Origin of the sequence: Halomonas cerina (assembly GCF_014192215.1) — a bacterium.
Lineage (GTDB): Bacteria > Pseudomonadota > Gammaproteobacteria > Pseudomonadales > Halomonadaceae > Halomonas > Halomonas cerina.
The window spans coordinates 113,061-131,023 of record NZ_JACHXP010000012.1 but is presented as its reverse complement, the minus strand read 5'-3'; the positions used below and the strand labels follow the sequence as shown (position 1 = coordinate 131,023).

The 17,963-nt window shown below is 65.3% G+C and carries 13 protein-coding genes; 6 read left to right on the top strand and 7 right to left on the bottom strand.

Annotated elements, in window-relative coordinates; genetic code table 11:
- Window positions 1-97 precede the first annotated feature (97 nt).
- Window positions 98-742, bottom strand: a complete 645-nt coding sequence (locus tag FHR94_RS12890; protein WP_183326129.1) for a YecA/YgfB family protein — start codon at window positions 740-742, stop codon at window positions 98-100.
- Between the two features lie 74 nt (window positions 743-816).
- On the opposite strand from FHR94_RS12890, the gene FHR94_RS12885 reads away from it, so the two are divergent.
- The 3 genes from FHR94_RS12885 to FHR94_RS12875 all read left to right on the top strand — a co-directional run bounded on the left by FHR94_RS12885 (window position 817) and on the right by FHR94_RS12875 (window position 4,392).
- Window positions 817-1,365, top strand: coding sequence for a SprT family zinc-dependent metalloprotease (locus tag FHR94_RS12885; RefSeq protein ID WP_183326128.1), 549 nt, complete (start codon window positions 817-819; stop codon window positions 1,363-1,365).
- A 170-nt stretch (window positions 1,366-1,535) separates the two neighbouring features.
- On the top strand, window positions 1,536-3,488 hold the full coding sequence (gene acs, locus FHR94_RS12880; protein WP_183326127.1) for an acetate--CoA ligase: 1,953 nt from the start codon (window positions 1,536-1,538) through the stop codon (window positions 3,486-3,488).
- A gap of 241 nt (window positions 3,489-3,729) precedes the next feature.
- Complete coding sequence (locus tag FHR94_RS12875; RefSeq protein ID WP_183326126.1) at window positions 3,730-4,392, top strand: response regulator; 663 nt, start codon at window positions 3,730-3,732, stop codon at window positions 4,390-4,392.
- A 232-nt stretch (window positions 4,393-4,624) separates the two neighbouring features.
- Here FHR94_RS12875 and FHR94_RS12870 read toward each other — a convergent pair whose 3' ends face one another.
- The 4 genes from FHR94_RS12870 to FHR94_RS12855 form a co-directional block, all read right to left on the bottom strand.
- Window positions 4,625-8,569: a hybrid sensor histidine kinase/response regulator gene (locus tag FHR94_RS12870; RefSeq protein ID WP_183326125.1), complete on the bottom strand. Its 3,945-nt coding sequence runs from the start codon at window positions 8,567-8,569 to the stop codon at window positions 4,625-4,627.
- Window positions 8,570-8,641: 72 nt separating this feature from the next.
- On the bottom strand, window positions 8,642-9,157 hold the full coding sequence (locus tag FHR94_RS12865; RefSeq protein ID WP_183326124.1) for a hypothetical protein: 516 nt from the start codon (window positions 9,155-9,157) through the stop codon (window positions 8,642-8,644).
- Between the two features lie 102 nt (window positions 9,158-9,259).
- Window positions 9,260-11,053 (bottom strand): sodium:solute symporter family protein, encoded by a 1,794-nt coding sequence (locus FHR94_RS12860; protein ID WP_183326123.1) that lies wholly within the window; start codon window positions 11,051-11,053, stop codon window positions 9,260-9,262.
- A gap of 6 nt (window positions 11,054-11,059) precedes the next feature.
- Window positions 11,060-11,320 (bottom strand): DUF4212 domain-containing protein, encoded by a 261-nt coding sequence (locus FHR94_RS12855; RefSeq protein WP_183326122.1) that lies wholly within the window; start codon window positions 11,318-11,320, stop codon window positions 11,060-11,062.
- A gap of 772 nt (window positions 11,321-12,092) precedes the next feature.
- Between FHR94_RS12855 and FHR94_RS12850 the strand changes: the two genes are divergently transcribed.
- From FHR94_RS12850 to ttcA, 3 genes are all read left to right on the top strand, one after another.
- On the top strand, window positions 12,093-13,919 hold the full coding sequence (locus FHR94_RS12850; protein WP_183326121.1) for a DUF294 nucleotidyltransferase-like domain-containing protein: 1,827 nt from the start codon (window positions 12,093-12,095) through the stop codon (window positions 13,917-13,919).
- Window positions 13,920-13,962: 43 nt separating this feature from the next.
- Window positions 13,963-14,580 (top strand): 3'-5' exonuclease, encoded by a 618-nt coding sequence (locus FHR94_RS12845; protein WP_183326120.1) that lies wholly within the window; start codon window positions 13,963-13,965, stop codon window positions 14,578-14,580.
- A 161-nt stretch (window positions 14,581-14,741) separates the two neighbouring features.
- On the top strand, window positions 14,742-15,608 hold the full coding sequence (gene ttcA, locus FHR94_RS12840; RefSeq protein ID WP_425485381.1) for a tRNA 2-thiocytidine(32) synthetase TtcA: 867 nt from the start codon (window positions 14,742-14,744) through the stop codon (window positions 15,606-15,608).
- Window positions 15,609-15,691: 83 nt separating this feature from the next.
- Here ttcA and fnr read toward each other — a convergent pair whose 3' ends face one another.
- Window positions 15,692-16,435 (bottom strand): fumarate/nitrate reduction transcriptional regulator Fnr, encoded by a 744-nt coding sequence (gene fnr / locus FHR94_RS12835; RefSeq protein WP_183326119.1) that lies wholly within the window; start codon window positions 16,433-16,435, stop codon window positions 15,692-15,694.
- A 98-nt stretch (window positions 16,436-16,533) separates the two neighbouring features.
- A complete protein-coding gene (hemN, locus tag FHR94_RS12830) occupies window positions 16,534-17,874 on the bottom strand; it encodes an oxygen-independent coproporphyrinogen III oxidase (RefSeq protein WP_183326118.1) in 1,341 nt (446 codons plus the stop codon).
- Window positions 17,875-17,963: the final 89 nt, after the last annotated feature.

Here is a 17,963-nt window from a genome sequence, read left to right as displayed (position 1 = left end):
AGCCCGAAGCCCGAAGCCCGAAGCCCGAAGCCCGAAGCCCGAAGCCCGAAGCCCGAAGCCCGAAGCCCGAAGCCCGAAGCCCGAAGCCCGAAGCCGCTTACCGCCGACCACGCCCGGCCGGCGACTTGCGACGTGGCTTGGGCTTGGGGGTCTCCGGTGGCACACGGTAGTGCAGGTAGAGGTCCAGCACCAGGTCCGGTAGCTGGACGACCAGGGCCTCCAAGCGGGCGGTGTCGCCGGCCAGTTCGGCCATCTCCGGCTCGTTGTCGAACAGCCCCGACAGCAGCATGAAGGGCAGCAGCAGGGTAGCGGCGGTGGCCTCGTCCTCGCGGAACCAGGCCGCCTCGTCGAGGAACACCCCCTCCATGAAGCCGGCGCACCAATCACCGACCAGCGTCTCCGCCGGTGCGATGCCGTCGAGCACCGGCTCGAAGGGCAACTCGGGCAGGCCGCCGCCTTCCAGTACCTGGATGGCGTTGCAGCGCAGCTGCTCGAGCAGCGCGAGGATCGCTTCCTGCTCGGCGGCGTCCGCGAAGGCCGGCTCGCCATGGAAGAGCTCCGCTATCCAGATGGCCGGGTCGACGTCGCGGGGCGCCACGGCCAGGGCGACCAGGAAGCCATGGGCACCGATCAGGTCGAGGGCATCGGCTCCTACCCGGTCGGAGTCGAGGAAGTCGTCGAGTCGGTCCAGGGCAGCGTCATCGAGGAGCGGCTGGGGAGGGGGCGTGTCGGATGCTGACATGGGGGCTCTCGCTCGGGAATCGGGGCGTCGGGCCGGACTTTACGCCGCGCCGTCGAGACAGCATTCTACCATCCATGACTTCCGCCGCGCTTCCCGCCCCCGATTCCACCCGGCTCAACGCCCTCGACCGGGCCGCTCTTCACCGCACCCTCATCGCGCAAGTCGAGGCAGCCTACAGGCTGTGTCGCGAGGTACATCCGGCGCTGCCGCGCCCGGCGGTCTGGCTGGACCTGCGCGGCAAGTGCGCCGGCCAGGCGCACTTCGGTCGCGGAGGCCTGCGCTTCAATCCGGTATTGCTTGACGACAACCGCCAGGCGTTCCTGGCCGAGGTGGTGCCCCACGAGATGGCCCACTGGTTGGTGCACCACCTCGAGGATGCAGGCCGGATGCGTCCGCACGGCAAGGAGTGGCAGACGGTGATGCGGCGCCTGTTCGGGCTCGAGCCGCGGGCCACCCATGCCTTCGATACCCGCCGGGCCAGTCCAGCGCCCTACCGCTACACTTGTGGCTGCCGAGAGCATGCCTTCTCGGCACGGCGCCATGGTCTGGCTTGCCGGGGCCGGGTGTACCGCTGCCGCCGCTGTGCTCAGACCTTGGTCTATCAGACTTTCATGGGTCGCTGAAAGTGGCTGCAAGTATATGAAATAAAAAAAGAAATTGTTGATACCAAGGTCTAAGTGGAAGGCGGTCCCCAGAGGTATATGCTGAAAGGCAGATCCTGGTTCCGGCTCCTCAACAACCCTGAGCCGGTGACATATACTGAAAGGGTGCATCTCCTGGAAGAGGCCATTCCATGACCGAACAGCATAAAGACGTCTATCCGGTACGCGACGACTTTGCCGCCAAGGCCCACGCCGACAAGGCCAAGTATGAGGCCATGTACCAGCAGTCCGTGGACGATCCCAAGGGCTTCTGGGCAGAGCAGGCCAAGCGTCTCGACTGGTTCAAGGCACCGACCAAGATCAAGCATACCGTCTTCGATACCCATGACGTCGACATCCGCTGGTTCGAGGATGGCACCCTGAACGCCAGCGTCAACTGTCTGGACCGTCATCTGGAGACCCGTGGCGACCAGCCGGCGATCATCTGGGAAGGTGACGACCCCAAGGATGACAAGACCCTCACCTACCGCGAGCTCTACGAGAAGACCTGCCAGCTGGCCAACGGCTTCAAGGAGCTGGGGGTCGGCAAGGGTGATGTGGTCACCCTCTACATGCCGATGATTCCCGAGGCCGCCATGGCGATGCTGGCCTGTGCCCGCATCGGCGCGGTGCACTCGGTGGTGTTCGGCGGCTTCTCCCCCGATGCCGTGGCCCAGCGTGTGATCGGTGCGAAGTCCAAGCTGATCATCACCGCCGACGAGTCCGTGCGCGGTGGCAAGCAGGTGCCGCTGAAGGACAACGTCGATGCCGCCCTCACCCGTCAGGGCACCGAGGTCTGCGAGAAGGTGCTGGTGGTCAAGCGCACCGGCGGCGAGATCGACTGGAAGGAGGGTCGTGACGTCTGGTACGACGATATCGTCGCCAAGCAGTCTACCGACTGTCCGGCCGAGGAGATGAACGCCGAGGATCCCTTGTTTATCCTCTATACCTCCGGCTCCACCGGGGCGCCCAAGGGGCTGAAGCACACTACCGGCGGCTACCTGCTGCAGGCCGCCATGACCCATCAGTATGTCTTCGACTACCAGGAGGGTGAGGTTTACTGGTGCACCGCCGACGTAGGCTGGGTCACCGGCCACAGTTACATCGTCTATGGGCCGCTGGCCAATGGGGCGACCACCCTGATGTTCGAGGGGGTACCCAGCTACCCGACTCATGGCCGCATGGGCGAGGTTGTCGACAAGCACAAGGTCAGCACCCTCTACACCGCCCCCACGGCGGTGCGTGCCCTGATGGCCCATGGCGACAATGTCATGGATTCCAGCAAGCGCGACAGCCTGCGCCTGCTTGGCTCGGTGGGCGAGCCCATCAACCCCGAGGCCTGGGAATGGTTCTATCGGGTGATCGGCAATGAGAAGTGCCCGATCGTCGATACCTGGTGGCAGACCGAGACCGGCGGCATCATGATCGCGCCGCTGCCCGGTGCCATCGACCTCAAGCCGGGGTCCGCGACCCTGCCGTTCTTCGGCGTGATGCCGGCGCTGGTCGACAACGAGGGCAACGAGCTCAAGGGGGCCACCGAGGGCAACCTGGTGATGCTCGACTCCTGGCCGGGTCAGGCGCGCTCCATCTGGGGTGACCACGAACGTTTCGTGCAGACCTACTTCTCTACCTACAAGGGCATGTACTTCACGGGGGACGGCTGTCGTCGCGACGAGGACGGCTACTACTGGATCACCGGTCGTGTCGATGACGTGCTTAACGTCTCCGGTCATCGCATGGGCACCGCGGAGATCGAGTCCTCTTTGGTGGCTCACGAGGCCGTGGCCGAGGCGGCCGTGGTCGGCTTCCCGCATGACATCAAGGGGCAGGGCATCTACATCTACGTGACCCTGGACGACGAGCATGAGCCCAGCGATGAACTCAAGAAGGAGCTGACCCAGTGGGTGCGCAAGGATATCGGCCCCATCGCCTCCCCGGACGTGATCCAGTGGGCGCCGGCGCTACCCAAGACCCGCTCGGGCAAGATCATGCGCCGCATCCTGCGCAAGATCGCCGCCAATGAGTGTGATGGCCTGGGAGACACCAGCACCCTGGCGGATCCCTCGGTGGTCGATGAGCTGATCGAGCATCGCGTCAATCGCTGAGTTCCCTGTGAACGGAGGCCGGCAAAGCATGCCAGTCCAGTGCCGTTCGTTCCTCTACGCCGGTCCGCCAGGGCCGGCGTTTTCGTGAGGCGGCCGGCGAATGTCGACAACAGGTCGGCAGCGCTTGGGCATCGCATTATCCATGGGGTAACATGCCGTCATTAACAGATGTCTTCGATAGAAGAGCCCAGCACGGCGGCGGTCAGCAGCATCCGCTGTCGGAGGAACCGGAGGAGAATCCATGGCCTTTGCCCAGAAATTCATCGTTGCCGATGACCATCCGCTGTTCCGTGCGGCCCTGACCCAGGCGTTGCGTCAGCTGGCGCCCCAGGCCGAGATCGTGGAATCCGACACTATGGAGGCCACCACCGAGGTGGTCACCCGTCATCCCGATGCCGACCTGATTCTGCTCGATCTTCACATGCCCGGTGCCCACGGCTTCTCCGGTCTGATTCAGTTGCGGGGGCAGACCCCGGATATTCCGGTGGCGGTCATCTCCGGCAGCGACGAGGTTCACGTGGTGCGTCGCGCCATCGACTATGGCGCCTCCGGTTTCATTCCCAAGTCCTCTTCGCTTCAGCTGATCGCCGAAGCGGTGGGTGAGATCCTCGACGGCGAGGTCTGGCTGCCGGCGGAGATGGCCGAGGCGCTGGGTGAGTCCGATGAGGTAGAAGCACGCTTCGCCGAGGCCATCGCCTCGCTGACCCCGCAGCAGTTCCGGGTCCTCAACATGCTCACCGAGGGCCTGCTCAACAAGCAGATCGCCTACGAGTTGAGTGTGTCCGAGGCGACCATCAAGGCCCATGTCACCGCCATCCTGCGCAAGCTCGGCGTGCATTCCCGCACCCAGGCGGTGATCGCCGCCCAGAAGCTCGAGGTCGAGCCGCCGAAGGTGGAATCCTAGCGCCCAGCTACAAGCGCCTAGCGCCCAGCCGCTCAATGAGGGGCGGCAGGTACAGTGGAAGAACACGAGAACCCCAGCGGGTATTGAATCCGCTGGGGCTTTTACGTATTGACGCCAGACCTGTCGGATCCACCATTCTGCTCGGCGCTCGGCGCTCGGCGCTCGGCGCTCGGCGCTCGGCGCTCGGCGCTCGGCGCTCGGCGCTCGGCGCTCGGCGCTTCGGCGCTCGCGGTTAAGCGCTAGGCGCCCGGCTGGCCTGTAGGGTACGGGTGAGCAGGGCGCGCAGCGCGGCGGGACGCACCGGCTTGAGCAGCATCTGGTAGCCGCTGCGCCGGATCTCCTCGGCCACTTCCTCGGTGCGGTCGGCGGTGATCACGATACCGGGTACCGCGCCCTCCAGGCGCTCGCCCAGGGCCTCCAGGGCCATCAGACCGGTGACCTCATTGTCCAGATGATAATCGGCCAGTATCGCGTCCGGGTCGCCGTCGAGGTGGCGCAGCACCGACTTGGCGCCGCCGATGGAGGTGGCGATGAACACCTCGCAACCCCAGCCGGAGAGCATGGCCTTCATGCCCTCGAGAATCAGCGACTCGTTGTCGATGCACAGGATCCGCTTGCCGGCCAGCTTGTTGCCTGCCTTGCGGACTGCCGGGGCCTGGTCGGTGTGCTCGCGGCTCCTGGCCGCCACCATCGGCACGCTGACGGCAAACATGGTGCCGTGGCCCTCCCAAGAGCGAATCCGGATCGGGTGGTCCAGTACCCGGCTCATGCGGTCGGCGATCGAGAGGCCAAGGCCCAGGCCCTTCTCGCTTTCCTTGTGGCGCGAGGCCTGATCGAGGCGCCGGAATTCCTGGAAGATCTCGGCCTGCTTGGCCTCGGGAATCCCCGGGCCGGAGTCCCATACCTGGATGGACAGCCGGTCGCCGTGGCGGCGACCGCCCAGCAGCACCCGGCCTTCCTGGGTGTAACGGATGGCATTGGAGAGGAAGTTCTGGATGATCCGGCGCAGCATCTGGGCATCGCTGTCGACCCATTGGCGGGTCGGCACCACCACCAGGTCGAGGCCGCGGTCTTCGGCCATCACCTCGAATTCGGCCCGCAGCGGCTCGAAGATATCGGCCAGGGCGAAGTGGCTGCGCCGAGGGATCAGGGCGCCGGCATCCAGCTTGGAGATGTCGAGCAGGGTGCTGAGCAGTTCCTCCGCGGCCTGCAGCGAGTTGTCGATATGGCCGATGGTGCGCTTCATGTCGACGGCATCCATCTCCTGGGAGAGGGCCGAGGTGAACAGTCGAGCGGCATTGAGGGGCTGCAGCAGGTCATGGCTGGCGGCGGCCAAAAAGCGGGTCTTGGAGGCGTTGGCATCCTCGGCCACCTGCTTGGCCTGACGCAGGGCCTGCTCGGCCTCGGCGCGCACCCGGTTCTCCTGGCGCAGGGCGGCGTTGGCCTCGGAGAGTGCCTGGGTGCGTTCCCGTACCCGCTCCTCCAGGGTCTCGTTGGTCTCCTTGAGGGCGATCTCGGCGCGCCGGCGCTCGGTGATGTCCTGGTAGAGGGCGAAGAAGCCCAGTATCGCCCCGCTGTCGCCGAAGTGGGGAGTATAGGTGACCAGCATGTAGCGCCGGCCCTCGGCCAGGGGCAGCGAGACCTCGAAGCTGACCCGTTCGCCGGACAGCGCGCGCTCGATCCAGGGCGCGCGCTCCCGAGCCATCTCCGGTGGCATCACGCTGTCCACATGCTTGCCGATCACCTCGTTGCGGTCGATGCCGAAGGCTTGCTCGTAGGCGCGGTTGGTGAAGAGGTAGCGGCACTCCTTGTCGAAATAGGCGATCAGCGCCGGCACGTTGTCGGTGTAGATCCGGATGTTGTTCTCGGAGCGGATCAGCGCCTCCTCGATGCGCTTCTGCTGGGTGATGTCCTGATAGGTGTAGACGAAGCCGCCGCCGGGCATGGGATTGCCTTGGACCTCCAGTACGCTGCCATCCTGGCGGTAGCGCACGTAGCGATGGGGTTGACCGTCGCGGATGTTATCGACCAGCAGCCGCACGTGCTCCTCGGGATCGCCAGGGCCGTACTCGCCATGATGAGCGTTATAGCGGAAGATCTTGTCCATGGGGGCACCGACCCGGATCAGGTGGTCGGGGAAGCGAAACAGCTCCAGGTAGCGCTGGTTCCACACTACCAGGCGCAGGTTCTGGTCCACCACGCTGATGCCCTGGTTGATGTTCTCGATGGTGGCCTGGAGCAGGGCGCGGTTGAACTCCAGGACCTGGGAGGCTTCATCGACGATGGAGATGACGTCCGAGATGCCGATGCCGCGGCCCTGCAGGGCCGAGTTGACCACGATGCGTGCCGAGGAGGCCCCCAGCACCGAGGCGAGGAAGCGCTCGGTGAACTGGATCACGTCGATGGAGGCGCGCGTGTTGTCCTCCAGTGGCTTGCCGGTGCGCCGGGCATAGTTTTCGAAGGCGCGGGCCACCTGGCCGGAGCCCAGGAAACGTTCGCACAGGACCTTGAGATCGCCCACGGTGGTGGCCCCGGTCCAGGGGCGGTTCACCGAGGTCTGGCGGGTCTCGACGCTGTCCACGAACAGCGACGCCTGGATGCGTTCCACCACCCGCTGCGAGGTGATCTGGGAGACGAAGATATAGCAGAAGAGGTTCACGCCCAGCGACAGCATCACCCCGTGGGTGAAGCTGTCGCCGACGTTGAGGCCAAACAGCGAGGTGGGGGAGAGCCAGGCCACCCCGAGCGGTCCTCCGTCGAGCCAGGAGGCCGGCAGCACCCCGGCACCGATCAGGGTGGGCATCAGCAGGCTGTAGGCCCAGATGGCGAAGCCGGCGTTCATTCCGGCGATGACCCCTAGGCGATTGCCGCGCTTCCAGTAGAGGCCCCCGATCAGCGCCGGAGCGAACTGAGCGGCGGCGGCGAACGACAGCATGCCGGTGGAGGCCAGCGAGCTGAATTCGCCGATCAGTTGGTAGAAGCCGTAGGCCATGCCCAGGATCACCACGATGGTGATGCGCCGAGCGCGCAGCACCAGGCGGCCATAGTCCCGGGCCTTGGTATCGAACCAGCGCAGCCGGAACAGCGCCGGGATGACGATCTCGTTGGAGATCATGATCGACACCGCCACGGCGGCCACGATCACCATGCCGGTGGCCGCCGAGAAGCCGCCGATGAAGGTCAGCAGGGTCAGCCATTCGTTGCCCGCGGCCATGGGCAGCGCCAGCACATAGGTGTCCGGCTCGATGCCGCTGTCGGCGAAGATGGTCAGGCCTGCGGCCGCCAGGGGCAGCACGAAGAAGGCAAAGGTCACCAGGTAGAGCGGGAACAACCAGCGGGCCCGGGCGGCGTCGTCACGGTGGGTGTTCTCCACCACGGCGACATGGAACTGGCGCGGCAGGCAGAGAATCGCCAGCATGGCGAGCAGCGTCTGAGCCCAGAAGCTCTGGCCGAAGTCCTGCTGGGCGAGCTGGCGCTGGAGCTCCAACTGGGTCTCGGCACGCGTGAGCAGGTCTCCCAGGCCATCGAACATCCCCCAGGTGACATAGATGCCGAGGATCAGGAAGGCCACCAGTTTGATCAGCGACTCGAAGGCCACCGCCTGGATCAGCCCCTCATGGTGCTCGGTGGCATCGGTGTGGCGAGTGCCGAAGAGGATGGCGAAGGTGGCCATCACCAGGGCCACGTAGAAGGCGGTGTCGCCGAACAGCGGGGCCCGCGTGATGTCGGTGGCCGTGGTGAGCACATCGAATGAGGTGGAGACCGCCTTCAGCTGCAGGGCGATATAGGGCAGGGTGCCGATCAGCGCTACCAGGCTGGCGAAGGCGGCCAGCGACTGAGTCTTGCCGTAGCGCGAGGCGATGAAGTCGGCGATGGAGGTGACGTTCTGGTGCTTGGCGACGCGGATCATCTTGGCCAGCACCGGCCAGAACAGCAGCAGCGTAAGCACCGGTCCGACGAAGATGCTGGCAAAGGACCAGCCGGCGGTGGCCGCCTGACCCACGGCGCCGTGGAAGGTCCAGGAGGTGCAGTAGATGGCCAGCGCCAGGCTGTAGACCAGCGGGCGCCGGCGGCTGGGACCGTGTTGCCGTGCATGGCGGTCCCCGCGCCAGGCGATGGCGAAGAGTACCGCGATATAGAGCAGTGAAACGGCGATCAGCAGCCAGCCAGCGAACATGGGCGCTCCCCTTCAGGTCCAGCCGTCCATTCTAGGCCAAGGAGGCAGGCGAGGGCAGGGCGTAGCGAGCCACTATGTCGTTGTGCAGAGGGTCCGGTGCAGAGGGGCGTCAGTCTCGAGACGCCGCATCTCGGCCACTTGGGGCGTGCGTGTCTCGCCGGCGAGCGGCACCAGCTCGCGGGTGGTGCAGTTCAGCAGGTAGGCCTGATGGGTCAGCCGCTCGCGCAGGCGGTTGTCGAAGCGGTAGAGGAGGAATTCCACCAGCCGCTGGCCGTCCTGGTGGGTACGGGTGAGGCTTTGGTCATCCACCACCGTGAAGCCGCTTGTCATCGGCACCAGGTAGGTCCAGGGCCGCCAGGGCATGGGGCTGCGGTCTACCGATACGACCCGGGCCGACTCGGGGAGCTGGGCCTGCCGATGCTGGAACCAGGTGTACTCGGAATGGATCTGGTAGCCGAGCATCCCCAGGCCGGCGAACACGGGCACGATCCAGCGCGGCAGCCGCTTGCCGCTGACCAGTCGCAGCAGGAGTCCGACGCCCGCCGCGCCGAGGCCGGCGAACACCGCCGCAATCAGATGCCAAATCATATGGCGACACTCTCCTGAGAAAGCAGTCGGGCTTCCCGAGGGAAGCCCGACCGGTGGTGATTTCCCCGGGGCAGCGGCGCGGCCCCGGGCAGCCAGTATGGCTTAGTGGTCGGTGGCCATACCAGCACCTTTCGGGTAGCGCACACTTTCGACCAGGTCCTGGATCTCCTGGGGCGGCGCGGCGGTCGCCTTGGAGATGGCGAAGGCCACGGCGAAGTTGAGGATTGCCCCCACGGCGCCGATGGACAGCGGCGAGATGCCCAGTACCCAGTTGGCCGGGATGTCTTCCAGGTTGTTGGTGCCCGGGATGAACAGCCAGCCCTTGTAGACGAAGATGTAGACCAGGGTGAAGGCCAGACCGGTGAGCATGCCGGCGATGGCGCCCACGTTGTTCACCCGTTTGGAGAAGATCCCCATCATCAGCGCCGGGAACAGCGAGGCACCGGCGATGCCGAAGGCCAGCGCCACCACCTGGGCGGCGAAGCCCGGCGGGTTGGCCCCCAAGTAGGTGGCCACGATGATGGCGACGGTCATGGAGATCCGCGCCGCCCTCAGTTCGCTCTTCTCCGAGATGTTGGGGTTGATCGAGCCCTTGATCAGGTCGTGGCTGATGGCCGAGGAGATCGCCAGCAACAGACCCGCCGCCGTCGACAGGGCCGCCGCCAGCCCGCCGGCGGCGATCAGGCCGATGACCCAGCCGGGCAGGTTAGCGATCTCGGGGTTGGCCAGCACCAGGATGTCGTTGTTGACGGTGAGCTCGTTGCCTTCCCAGCCGCGCGCCTCGGCGGTCGACTCGAAGGCCTCGGTGTCGTTGTAAAGCTGGATGCGGCCGTCGTTGTTCAGGTCCTCGTACTGGATCAGGCCGGTTTCTTCCCAGGTGCGGATCCATCCGGGGCGCTCCTCGTAGAGGATGGGGTCGGTCGCGGCCTGCTCCATATTCTCGACCTGTCCGGCCATATCGGGATAGACGGTGGTCGCGATATTGAGACGCGCCATGGAGGCCACGGCCGGCGCGGTCAGATAGAGCAGGCCGATGAACACCAGGGCCCAGCCGGCGGACCAGCGCGCGTCGGCGACCTTGGGCACGGTGAAGAAGCGGATGATGACGTGGGGCAGGCCGGCGGTGCCAATCATCAGCGACAGGGTGAACAGCACCATGTTCAGCTTGTTGTCCACGTCCGCCGTGTACTCGTTGAAGCCCAGGGCGGTGACCACTTCGTTGAGCTTGGCCAGCAGCGGCATGCCGGATTCGCTGTGATCGGAGAACAGGCCCAGCGGCGGGATCGGGTTGCCGGTCAGCTCCAGGGAGATGAACACGGCCGGGATGGTGTAGGCGATGATCAGCACGATGTACTGCGCCACCTGGGTGTAGGTGATGCCCTTCATGCCCCCCAGCACCGAGTAGAAGAAGATCACCACGGCGGCGATGATCAGGCCGGTGGTGGCGTCGACCTCGAGGAAGCGCGAGAAGGCCACCCCGGCGCCGGCCATCTGGCCGATGACGTAGGTCACCGAGGCCACGATCAGACAGATCACCGCGACTAGCCGTGCCTGCTTGCTGTAGAAGCGATCCCCGATGAACTCGGGCACGGTGAACTTGCCGAACTTGCGCAGGTAGGGCGCCAGCAGCATGGCCAGCAGCACGTAGCCGCCGGTCCAGCCCATCAGGAAGGTGGAGTTGGCATAGCCCCCGGCCGCGATCAGGCCGGCCATGGAGATGAAGGAGGCCGCGGACATCCAGTCGGCGCCGATGGCCATGCCGTTGGTGATCGGATGCACCCCGCCGCCGGCGACATAGAAGTCTTTCGTCGAACCGGCCTTGGCCCAGATGGCGATACCGATATAGATGGCGAAGGAGGCGCCTACGAACAGGACATTGATGGCGAACTGACTCATGCTGGCTTACTCCCCGAGCCCGAATTTCTTGTCCAGCCGATTCATCTTCCAGGCATAGAAGAAGATCAGGCCGATGAAGGTCAGGATGGAGCCCTGCTGCGCGAACCAGAAGCCCAGGTCCGTTCCCCCGACAGGAATTCCGGCCAGCAGCGGGCGCAGCAGGATGGCACAGCCGTAGGACACGAGTGCCCAGACCACCAGGCACCCGGCAATGAGTCTGAGGTTGGCCGCCCAGTAGGCTTCGGCATTCGATTTTTCATCCGTCATCGTGTTGCTCCCCACTTGTTGTTGCGTTGGAAGGTTGCCTGGTGCTTCAGGGTAATCGGACGTCTACAATGATCGACTTGCCTGAAAAGGGTGGGAACGATGATCCCGATGCCATGCTGTCGGGATTGCCGATCCGGCGGTTCGGTTGCCTAGGCCTTGTTGCGGCTCATACTGGCCGGTCACTCCCTTTCATCGCATGGTTTGCGGTGTAGTCAGGCATGGTATCGACGTGCGATTGCCCTGTACGATTCATCGGTAATGCTGGGCAATAACGCCAGAAAATAAATCCCAGACTTTGGTATCATGAGTAAGCACGGATTTAACGGATGTCGGTTTTTATTGTTAAAAAACAGATGCTTGTTTCTGTTTTGCCTGCCTGAAATTCAGCCTGGCCGGCAGGGCATAGGACGATTGTCTAGGGCGCTAAGTCATTGGACAAATGTCTAAGCAGGCGACGAAAGATGAAGTCCCCAGAGCCAGGGTTCGTCCAGATGAAAGCGTCTTCCCGGGATGCATAGAACCATGGTCTAGATTCTTTCAGGAAAGCACTCCTTGCTATCCTGCTGCTGTCTTCCCTGTCGGGGTGTCCAACCGGGTCTCGTATGCGGTGATGCCTTTTCTTGCTTTAGCCTGACGGAACGGCGATGCGGGTTCGGGCTGCCAGGATGCGCAATGGCCGGTGAACGAGAACGTGGCAACGTCGCGAATGATGGAAGGCCCCGAGGGTCGGACACCCCAGGCCGCAGGGGCGCCGCATAATGAGGACCGCGCTATGGTCGATGTCGATCTCTCACAACCGCCGTTCACTTTCCTCGATGACGAGGGACGCGAGCGTATCCGTCGCGGCATCGACCTGGCCTATTTCGACCGCGACGAGATCATTCTCGAGACCGGCCAGCCCGGGGAGTACGTCTTTCTCATTCACAAAGGGGAGGTTGCCGAGCTCGATACCACCCAGCCCGGCGCCCGGGAACATATCGGCCACTACACCCAGGGCGACCTGTTCGGTGCCATCAGCATTCTCAATGGCACGAGCCGCTACCGCTTCCGGGCCGAGCAGGAGACACTCTGCTACCTGCTGCCCAAGGCCCTCTTCCTGCAGTTGTGCGATGCCTATCCCCCTTTTGCCGAGTTCTTCCGCCAGCGTCTCGCGCACAAGACACGCCTGCTCACCGAACAGCGTGCCGAAGGCGGCGTGACCATGGCCGGGTTCATGCTCGCCCGGGTCAACGAGTGCATGCGCTCGCCCCTCTGCGTAGCCGAGGATTCGACCATTGCCGAGGCGGTCACCACCCTGCACGACAGCCATGCCGACAGCCTCCTGGTGGAGGGGCCGCAGGGCCCGGGCATGGTCACCAAGACCGATCTGCTCAACGCCCTGGTGCTGGATGGGCAGCCGCAGTCGAGTCCGGTGCAGGCCGTCGCCCGCTTCGAGCTGGTCACCGCGCGTCCCGACCAGTACCTGTTCGAGGTGCTGGTGATGATGACGCGTGCCAAGGTGGAGCGCGTGGTCGTCATGGAGCACGGCGTGCCGGTGGGGGTGGTGGAACTCACCGACGTGCTCAGCTTCTTCTCCAGCCGCAGCTACGTGGTCAGCCTGGAGGTGGAACAGGCCGATAGCCTCGAGGCGCTCGCCGCGGCCAGTCGTCGCACACCGGAACTGGTCCGAGCCCTGATGGCCCAGGGTGTCAAGCTGCGCTTCGCCATGGGGCTGCTGGCCGCGCTGAATGGCCGGATCATCAACAAGGCTTGGGGCTTTCTGATCGACGCCCGCTATCATCATGACAGCTGCCTGATGGTCATGGGCAGCGAGGGGCGTGGCGAGCAGATCCTCAAGACCGACCAGGACAATGGGCTGATCCTGGCGGATGGCTTGGCCTGGCCCGACTGTGCCGAGCAGATGCAGCGCCTCACGGACACCCTGATCGAGCTGGGCTATCCGCCTTGTCCGGGCAATATCATGGTCTCCAATCCCGAGTGGGTGGGCACCGAGAGTCAGTGGCGATCGCGCATCACTCGCTGGGTGGAACGTCGCGACGGCGACAGCCTGATGAAGCTGGCGATCATGCTCGATGCCCACGCGGTGGCCGGCAACCCGGCTCTGCTGGAGGGGGTGCGCCGGTCGCTCTTCGAACAGTGTGCCGGCGACGAGCTCCTGCTCTCCTATTTCGCCCGCCCGGTGCTGCACTTCTCCACGCCGCTGACCCTGTTCGGCTCCCTGAAAAAACCGCAGCACGGCATCGACATCAAGAAAGGCGGGATCTTTCCCATCGTGCATGGGGTACGGGTCATGGCCCTGGAGCGGCAGGTCATGGTGACCTCGACGCTGGACCGGCTCGATGCCCTGGTCGAGGACGGTCGCCTCGAGGCGCGTTTCGCCGAGGACCTCGGCGAGGCTCTGGCGCTGTTCACCGAGCTGCGTCTGCGTCAGCAGCTGGAACGGCTCGACGACGAGGACGGCCGTCGAGACGGGGAGCCGGATCGCGTGGTGGTGCAGGAGCTCTCCTCGCTAGAGCGGGATCTGCTGCGCGAGGCGCTGCACATCGTCAAGGAATTCAAGCAGCGACTGTCCCATCGCTTCCATCTCGAATACTCGTGAGGCGTCCTCCCGGGGAGCGACACCCACGACAGGAGGTTTCCCCATGCTCCGAGCGCTGCGCCGCGCCGCGGACCGACGGCGGCAGGCCCATGGCGATTACGCCTGGCTCTTCTATCCGTACACCGGCGACGAACTGGTGGCCATCGACTGCCAGACCACCGGGCAGGATCCTCGCTCCGCCGAGTTGGTCTCCATCGCGGCGGTCAGGCTGCGTGGCGACCGTGTCCTGACCAGCGACTCCCTGGACCTGCGCCTGCGGCGCCCGGCCAGCCTGGACAGCGAGGCGCTGCGCCTCTGTGGCCTGCGCCGGGTTGACCTTGTCGATGGCGAGAGTCTCGATCAGGCGCTCGTGCGGCTGCTGGACTTCGTGGGCAATCGCCCCTTGGTGGGCTGGCACCTGGATCATGCCCTGGCGATCCTGAATCGTGAGCTGCGCGGGAGGCTAGGCTTCGATCTGCCCAATGCGCGTATCGACGTGGCCCAGGAGTACCTGCGCCAGCGGCGTCGCAGCCACCTCGAGCTGGGTCGCCAGCCACGCTTCGAACAGGTCGCCGAAGGCCTGGGACTGCCGGTGATGGGCCCTCATACCGCCCTGGGCAACGCCGTGACCACGGCGCTGATGCACCTGCGCCTCTCCCGGGGCGCGCTGCCGGTCCCTTGAGCCCGGCGGTCGTGGTCGTGGCGCATCGGCGAGATTCAGGGGCGCGCTTCGCCCCTCGGGGGTGGCGGTGATAGGATAGGCGCCCCTTATCCCGCAGATGCCCTGGCAGCGCCGTGACCATGCAAGATGCCGTGATGTTCGACCCCCGACCCGTCCCGGATATGTCATCCGCCACCCCTGACCTCGCCCGTCGCGAGGCCCGGGAGAAGCGCGAGTTCAACAAACTGCAGAAGCGGCTGCGACGCCAGGTCGGCAAGGCCATCATCGACTATGGCATGATCCGGGATGGCGACCGGGTGATGGTGTGCCTGTCCGGCGGCAAGGACAGCTATACCATGCTGGAGATCCTGCGCAGCCTGCAGCGCAATGCCCCGGTCGCCTTTTCCCTGGTGGCAGTGAACCTGGACCAGAAGCAGCCGGGATTCCCCGAGCACGTGTTGCCCGAGTACCTGGATGGCCTCGGCGTCGAGTACCATATCCTCGAGCGTGACACCTACTCGGTGGTCAAGGAGAAGACCCCGGAAGGCAAGACCACCTGCGCGCTATGCTCGCGGCTGCGACGTGGCGCGTTATATGGCTTCGCCGAGGAGATCGGGGCCACCAAGGTTGCCCTCGGGCACCATCGCGAGGATATCCTCGAGACCCTATTCCTCAACATGTTCTTCGGCGGCAGCCTGAAGGCGATGCCGCCCAAGCTGCTGTCCGACGATGGCAAAAACATCCTCATCCGCCCACTGGCCTACTGCCGCGAGGCGGACATCGTCGAATTCGCTCGGCGGATGGCCTTCCCCATCATTCCCTGCAACCTGTGTGGCTCCCAGCCCAACCTGCAGCGCCAGGTTGTCAAGGAGATGCTGGCCGAGTGGGAGGCCAGGTACCCGGGGCGGCTGGAGAGCATGTTCAAGGCGGTGACCAATGTCGCGCCCTCCCAACTCGCCGACCGCGAGTTGTTCGACTTCGCCGGCCTCGAGGGCAAGCAGGCGCGCATGCAGGCCGACCGCATCGATCTTCATAACGAGGAGCCGTAGGCCGGATAAGCCGAAGGCGCATCCGGCATAGATCGCCGGGTGCGCTCGCAGGCTCGCTTACCCGACCTACGCTGTTGGCGCTGTCAGCGACAGCCCTCTTCCTCGGCGACCTCGATCAGGGCCGGCAGGTCGAGGATATTGACCTCCCGGCCAGAGACGGCTACCAGGCCCTGCTGCTGGAAGCGCCCGAGGATACGGCTGACCGTTTCCACGGCGAGCCCCAGGTAATTGCCGATGTCGGCACGGGACATCGAGAGGCGGAAACTGTAAGGCGAGTAGCCGCGCCGCCGGAAGCGATCCGACAGGCTAGTGAAGAAGGACGCGAGCCGCTGGTCGGCGGTCTTGCGGGAGAGCAGTCGCATCATGCGCCGATCCTCGCGCATCTCCTTGCTCATGCTGCGGTAGAGCTGACCGCGAAGTTCCGGCAGGGATTCCGAGAGAGTGTCGAGTCGGTCGAACGGAATCTCGCATACCGTAGTGGTCTCGAGCGCTACCACCGTGCCGGCATAGGTCTCCTCGTCGATGCCATCCAGTCCCACCAGTTCGCTGGGCAGGTAGAAATTGGTCACCTGATCGTCACCACTGCCCTCGGTGGTGACCTGCTTGAGGCTGCCGGAACGCACCGCGTAGACGCTAGTGAAGGGGGTGCCTTGGCGGAACAGCACCTCGCCCTTCTTGAGCGGGGCCCGCCGGCGGATGATGGCGTCGAACTGGTCCATGTCCTGTAGCTCGAGGGCCAGGGGCAGGCACAGCGAGCTGAGGCTGCAAGTCTGGCAGCGTGTCTCTTGCAACAGGGAACGTCGCCTGCCGGTCGCAGTATCAGGCATGCTCGCCTCCTTGAAGATGATTCTGCGAGCATTATGGAGGATAAGCCGCAACGGGCAAAGCATCCCTTAGGTGGTACTCCGACCGCCTCCTGGCCGTCTCATGAGCGATAGGCATCGAAGGCGGCCGCCAGATGGCGCAGGGCCAGCTGGCCGGGCCGGGTGACCCCCAGCCGCTGCTCCCGATAGGCGACCAGGCCCTCCTGCTCGGCGTCCCGCAACCGGACCAAGGCGTCGGCGAGGTGCGCTCGGGCATCGACCCCGAAGCTGGCACCCAGGGTGTCGAGGTCCAGCCTGAGGTCGCGGGTCAGTCCCTCGATAGCGGCGGCCCGCAGTCGGTCATCGGGGGACAGCCACCGCCCGCTGGTCGTGGGAAGCCGCCCCTGGTCCAGGGCCGCCTCGTAGTCCGTCAGGCGCACCGGGTTACGGGTATACAGCCCCGCCAGTCGTGACATGGCCGAGACCCCGAGGCCGATCCGGTCCCGTGCGGGAAGGGGGGAGGACGCCGCGGCGAGGCCGGGCCGGACGAAACGATCCAGGCCGATACGCACATAGCCGGCCGCCTCGAGCCGCGCCAGCGCGACCTCCAGGATCGCCAGTCGCTCGAGTGGCTCGAGCAGATCGGCTTTCCGAACCTGGCGCTGCAGGGCGAAGCGCTCGGGAGCATGGGCGTAATGGGCGAGCGTGAGCCGGGAGGGGGCCAGGGCCAGCACCTGCTCCAAGGTGTCGGCGAAGCCGGCACGGGTCTGGCAAGGCAGCCCGACCACCAGATCCATGTCCAGGGCGCGGAAGCCCAGCCGGTCGGCCTCATCGACGAGCTGTTCGGTCAAGCCCGCCGGCTGGACCCGGTTGATGGCCCGCTGTACCCGAGGGTCCAGGTCGAGAACGCCGAGACGCAGGCGATTGAAGCCCAGGGCCTCGAGGTGGCGCAGGGTAAAGACGTCGGCCTCGCGGGGATCGATCTCAATAACGTAGTCCCGGTCGCGAGCACTCGACAGGCCGAAGCGGGCATCGAGTCGATCGATCAGATCCCCCATCTGGTCCAGGCTAAGAAAAGTGGGGGTGCCGCCGCCCCAGTGGAGGTGTTCGACCTGCCGTCCCTTGTCGAGATGGCGAGCGGTCAGCACCATCTCCCGGTCGAGCCGCGAGAGATAGGGCTCGACATGGCGATGGTGCGTGGTGGTGACCGGGCGGCGGGTGCAATGGAAGCAGGCCTGGCGACAGAAGGGAACATGAACATACAGCGACAGGGGCCGGGCCGCCTGGTTACTGCGCTCCAGCGCCTCGCGGTAGTCGGCCGGACCGATCTGTGGCACCAGGCTGGTGGGGGGTGGGTAGCAGGGATAGGCAGGGCCGGGGGCCGCGTAGCGGCGCCCCAGCGCCGCGTGCCGAACGACCGGGCCGGGGATGTCGCGAGGAACGGCTAGCGCTCGAGCGGGCATGGAGGACACTCCGGAAGAGGACATGCCCCTATGCTAGCGGTCGACGGAAGCGGCGGCGTTGAGCTGCGTCAAGGGGGCAGGGAATCGGT

Excerpts from the sequence above, each read along its gene's own strand:
- FHR94_RS12855 (WP_183326122.1), bottom strand. The coding sequence starts at position 11,320 with ATGACGGATGAAAAATCGAATGCCGAAGCCTACTGGGCGGCCAACCTC.
- fnr (WP_183326119.1), bottom strand. The coding sequence starts at position 16,435 with ATGCCTGATACTGCGACCGGCAGGCGACGTTCCCTGTTGCAAGAGACA.
- FHR94_RS12870 (WP_183326125.1), bottom strand. The coding sequence starts at position 8,569 with ATGTTCGCTGGCTGGCTGCTGATCGCCGTTTCACTGCTCTATATCGCG.
- FHR94_RS12890 (WP_183326129.1), bottom strand. The coding sequence starts at position 742 with ATGTCAGCATCCGACACGCCCCCTCCCCAGCCGCTCCTCGATGACGCT.
- FHR94_RS12885 (WP_183326128.1), top strand. The coding sequence starts at position 817 with ATGACTTCCGCCGCGCTTCCCGCCCCCGATTCCACCCGGCTCAACGCC.
- acs (WP_183326127.1), top strand. The coding sequence starts at position 1,536 with ATGACCGAACAGCATAAAGACGTCTATCCGGTACGCGACGACTTTGCC.
- FHR94_RS12875 (WP_183326126.1), top strand. The coding sequence starts at position 3,730 with ATGGCCTTTGCCCAGAAATTCATCGTTGCCGATGACCATCCGCTGTTC.
- ttcA (WP_425485381.1), top strand. The coding sequence starts at position 14,742 with ATGTCATCCGCCACCCCTGACCTCGCCCGTCGCGAGGCCCGGGAGAAG.
- FHR94_RS12865 (WP_183326124.1), bottom strand. The coding sequence starts at position 9,157 with ATGATTTGGCATCTGATTGCGGCGGTGTTCGCCGGCCTCGGCGCGGCG.
- FHR94_RS12850 (WP_183326121.1), top strand. The coding sequence starts at position 12,093 with ATGGTCGATGTCGATCTCTCACAACCGCCGTTCACTTTCCTCGATGAC.
- FHR94_RS12845 (WP_183326120.1), top strand. The coding sequence starts at position 13,963 with ATGCTCCGAGCGCTGCGCCGCGCCGCGGACCGACGGCGGCAGGCCCAT.
- hemN (WP_183326118.1), bottom strand. The coding sequence starts at position 17,874 with ATGCCCGCTCGAGCGCTAGCCGTTCCTCGCGACATCCCCGGCCCGGTC.
- FHR94_RS12860 (WP_183326123.1), bottom strand. The coding sequence starts at position 11,053 with ATGAGTCAGTTCGCCATCAATGTCCTGTTCGTAGGCGCCTCCTTCGCC.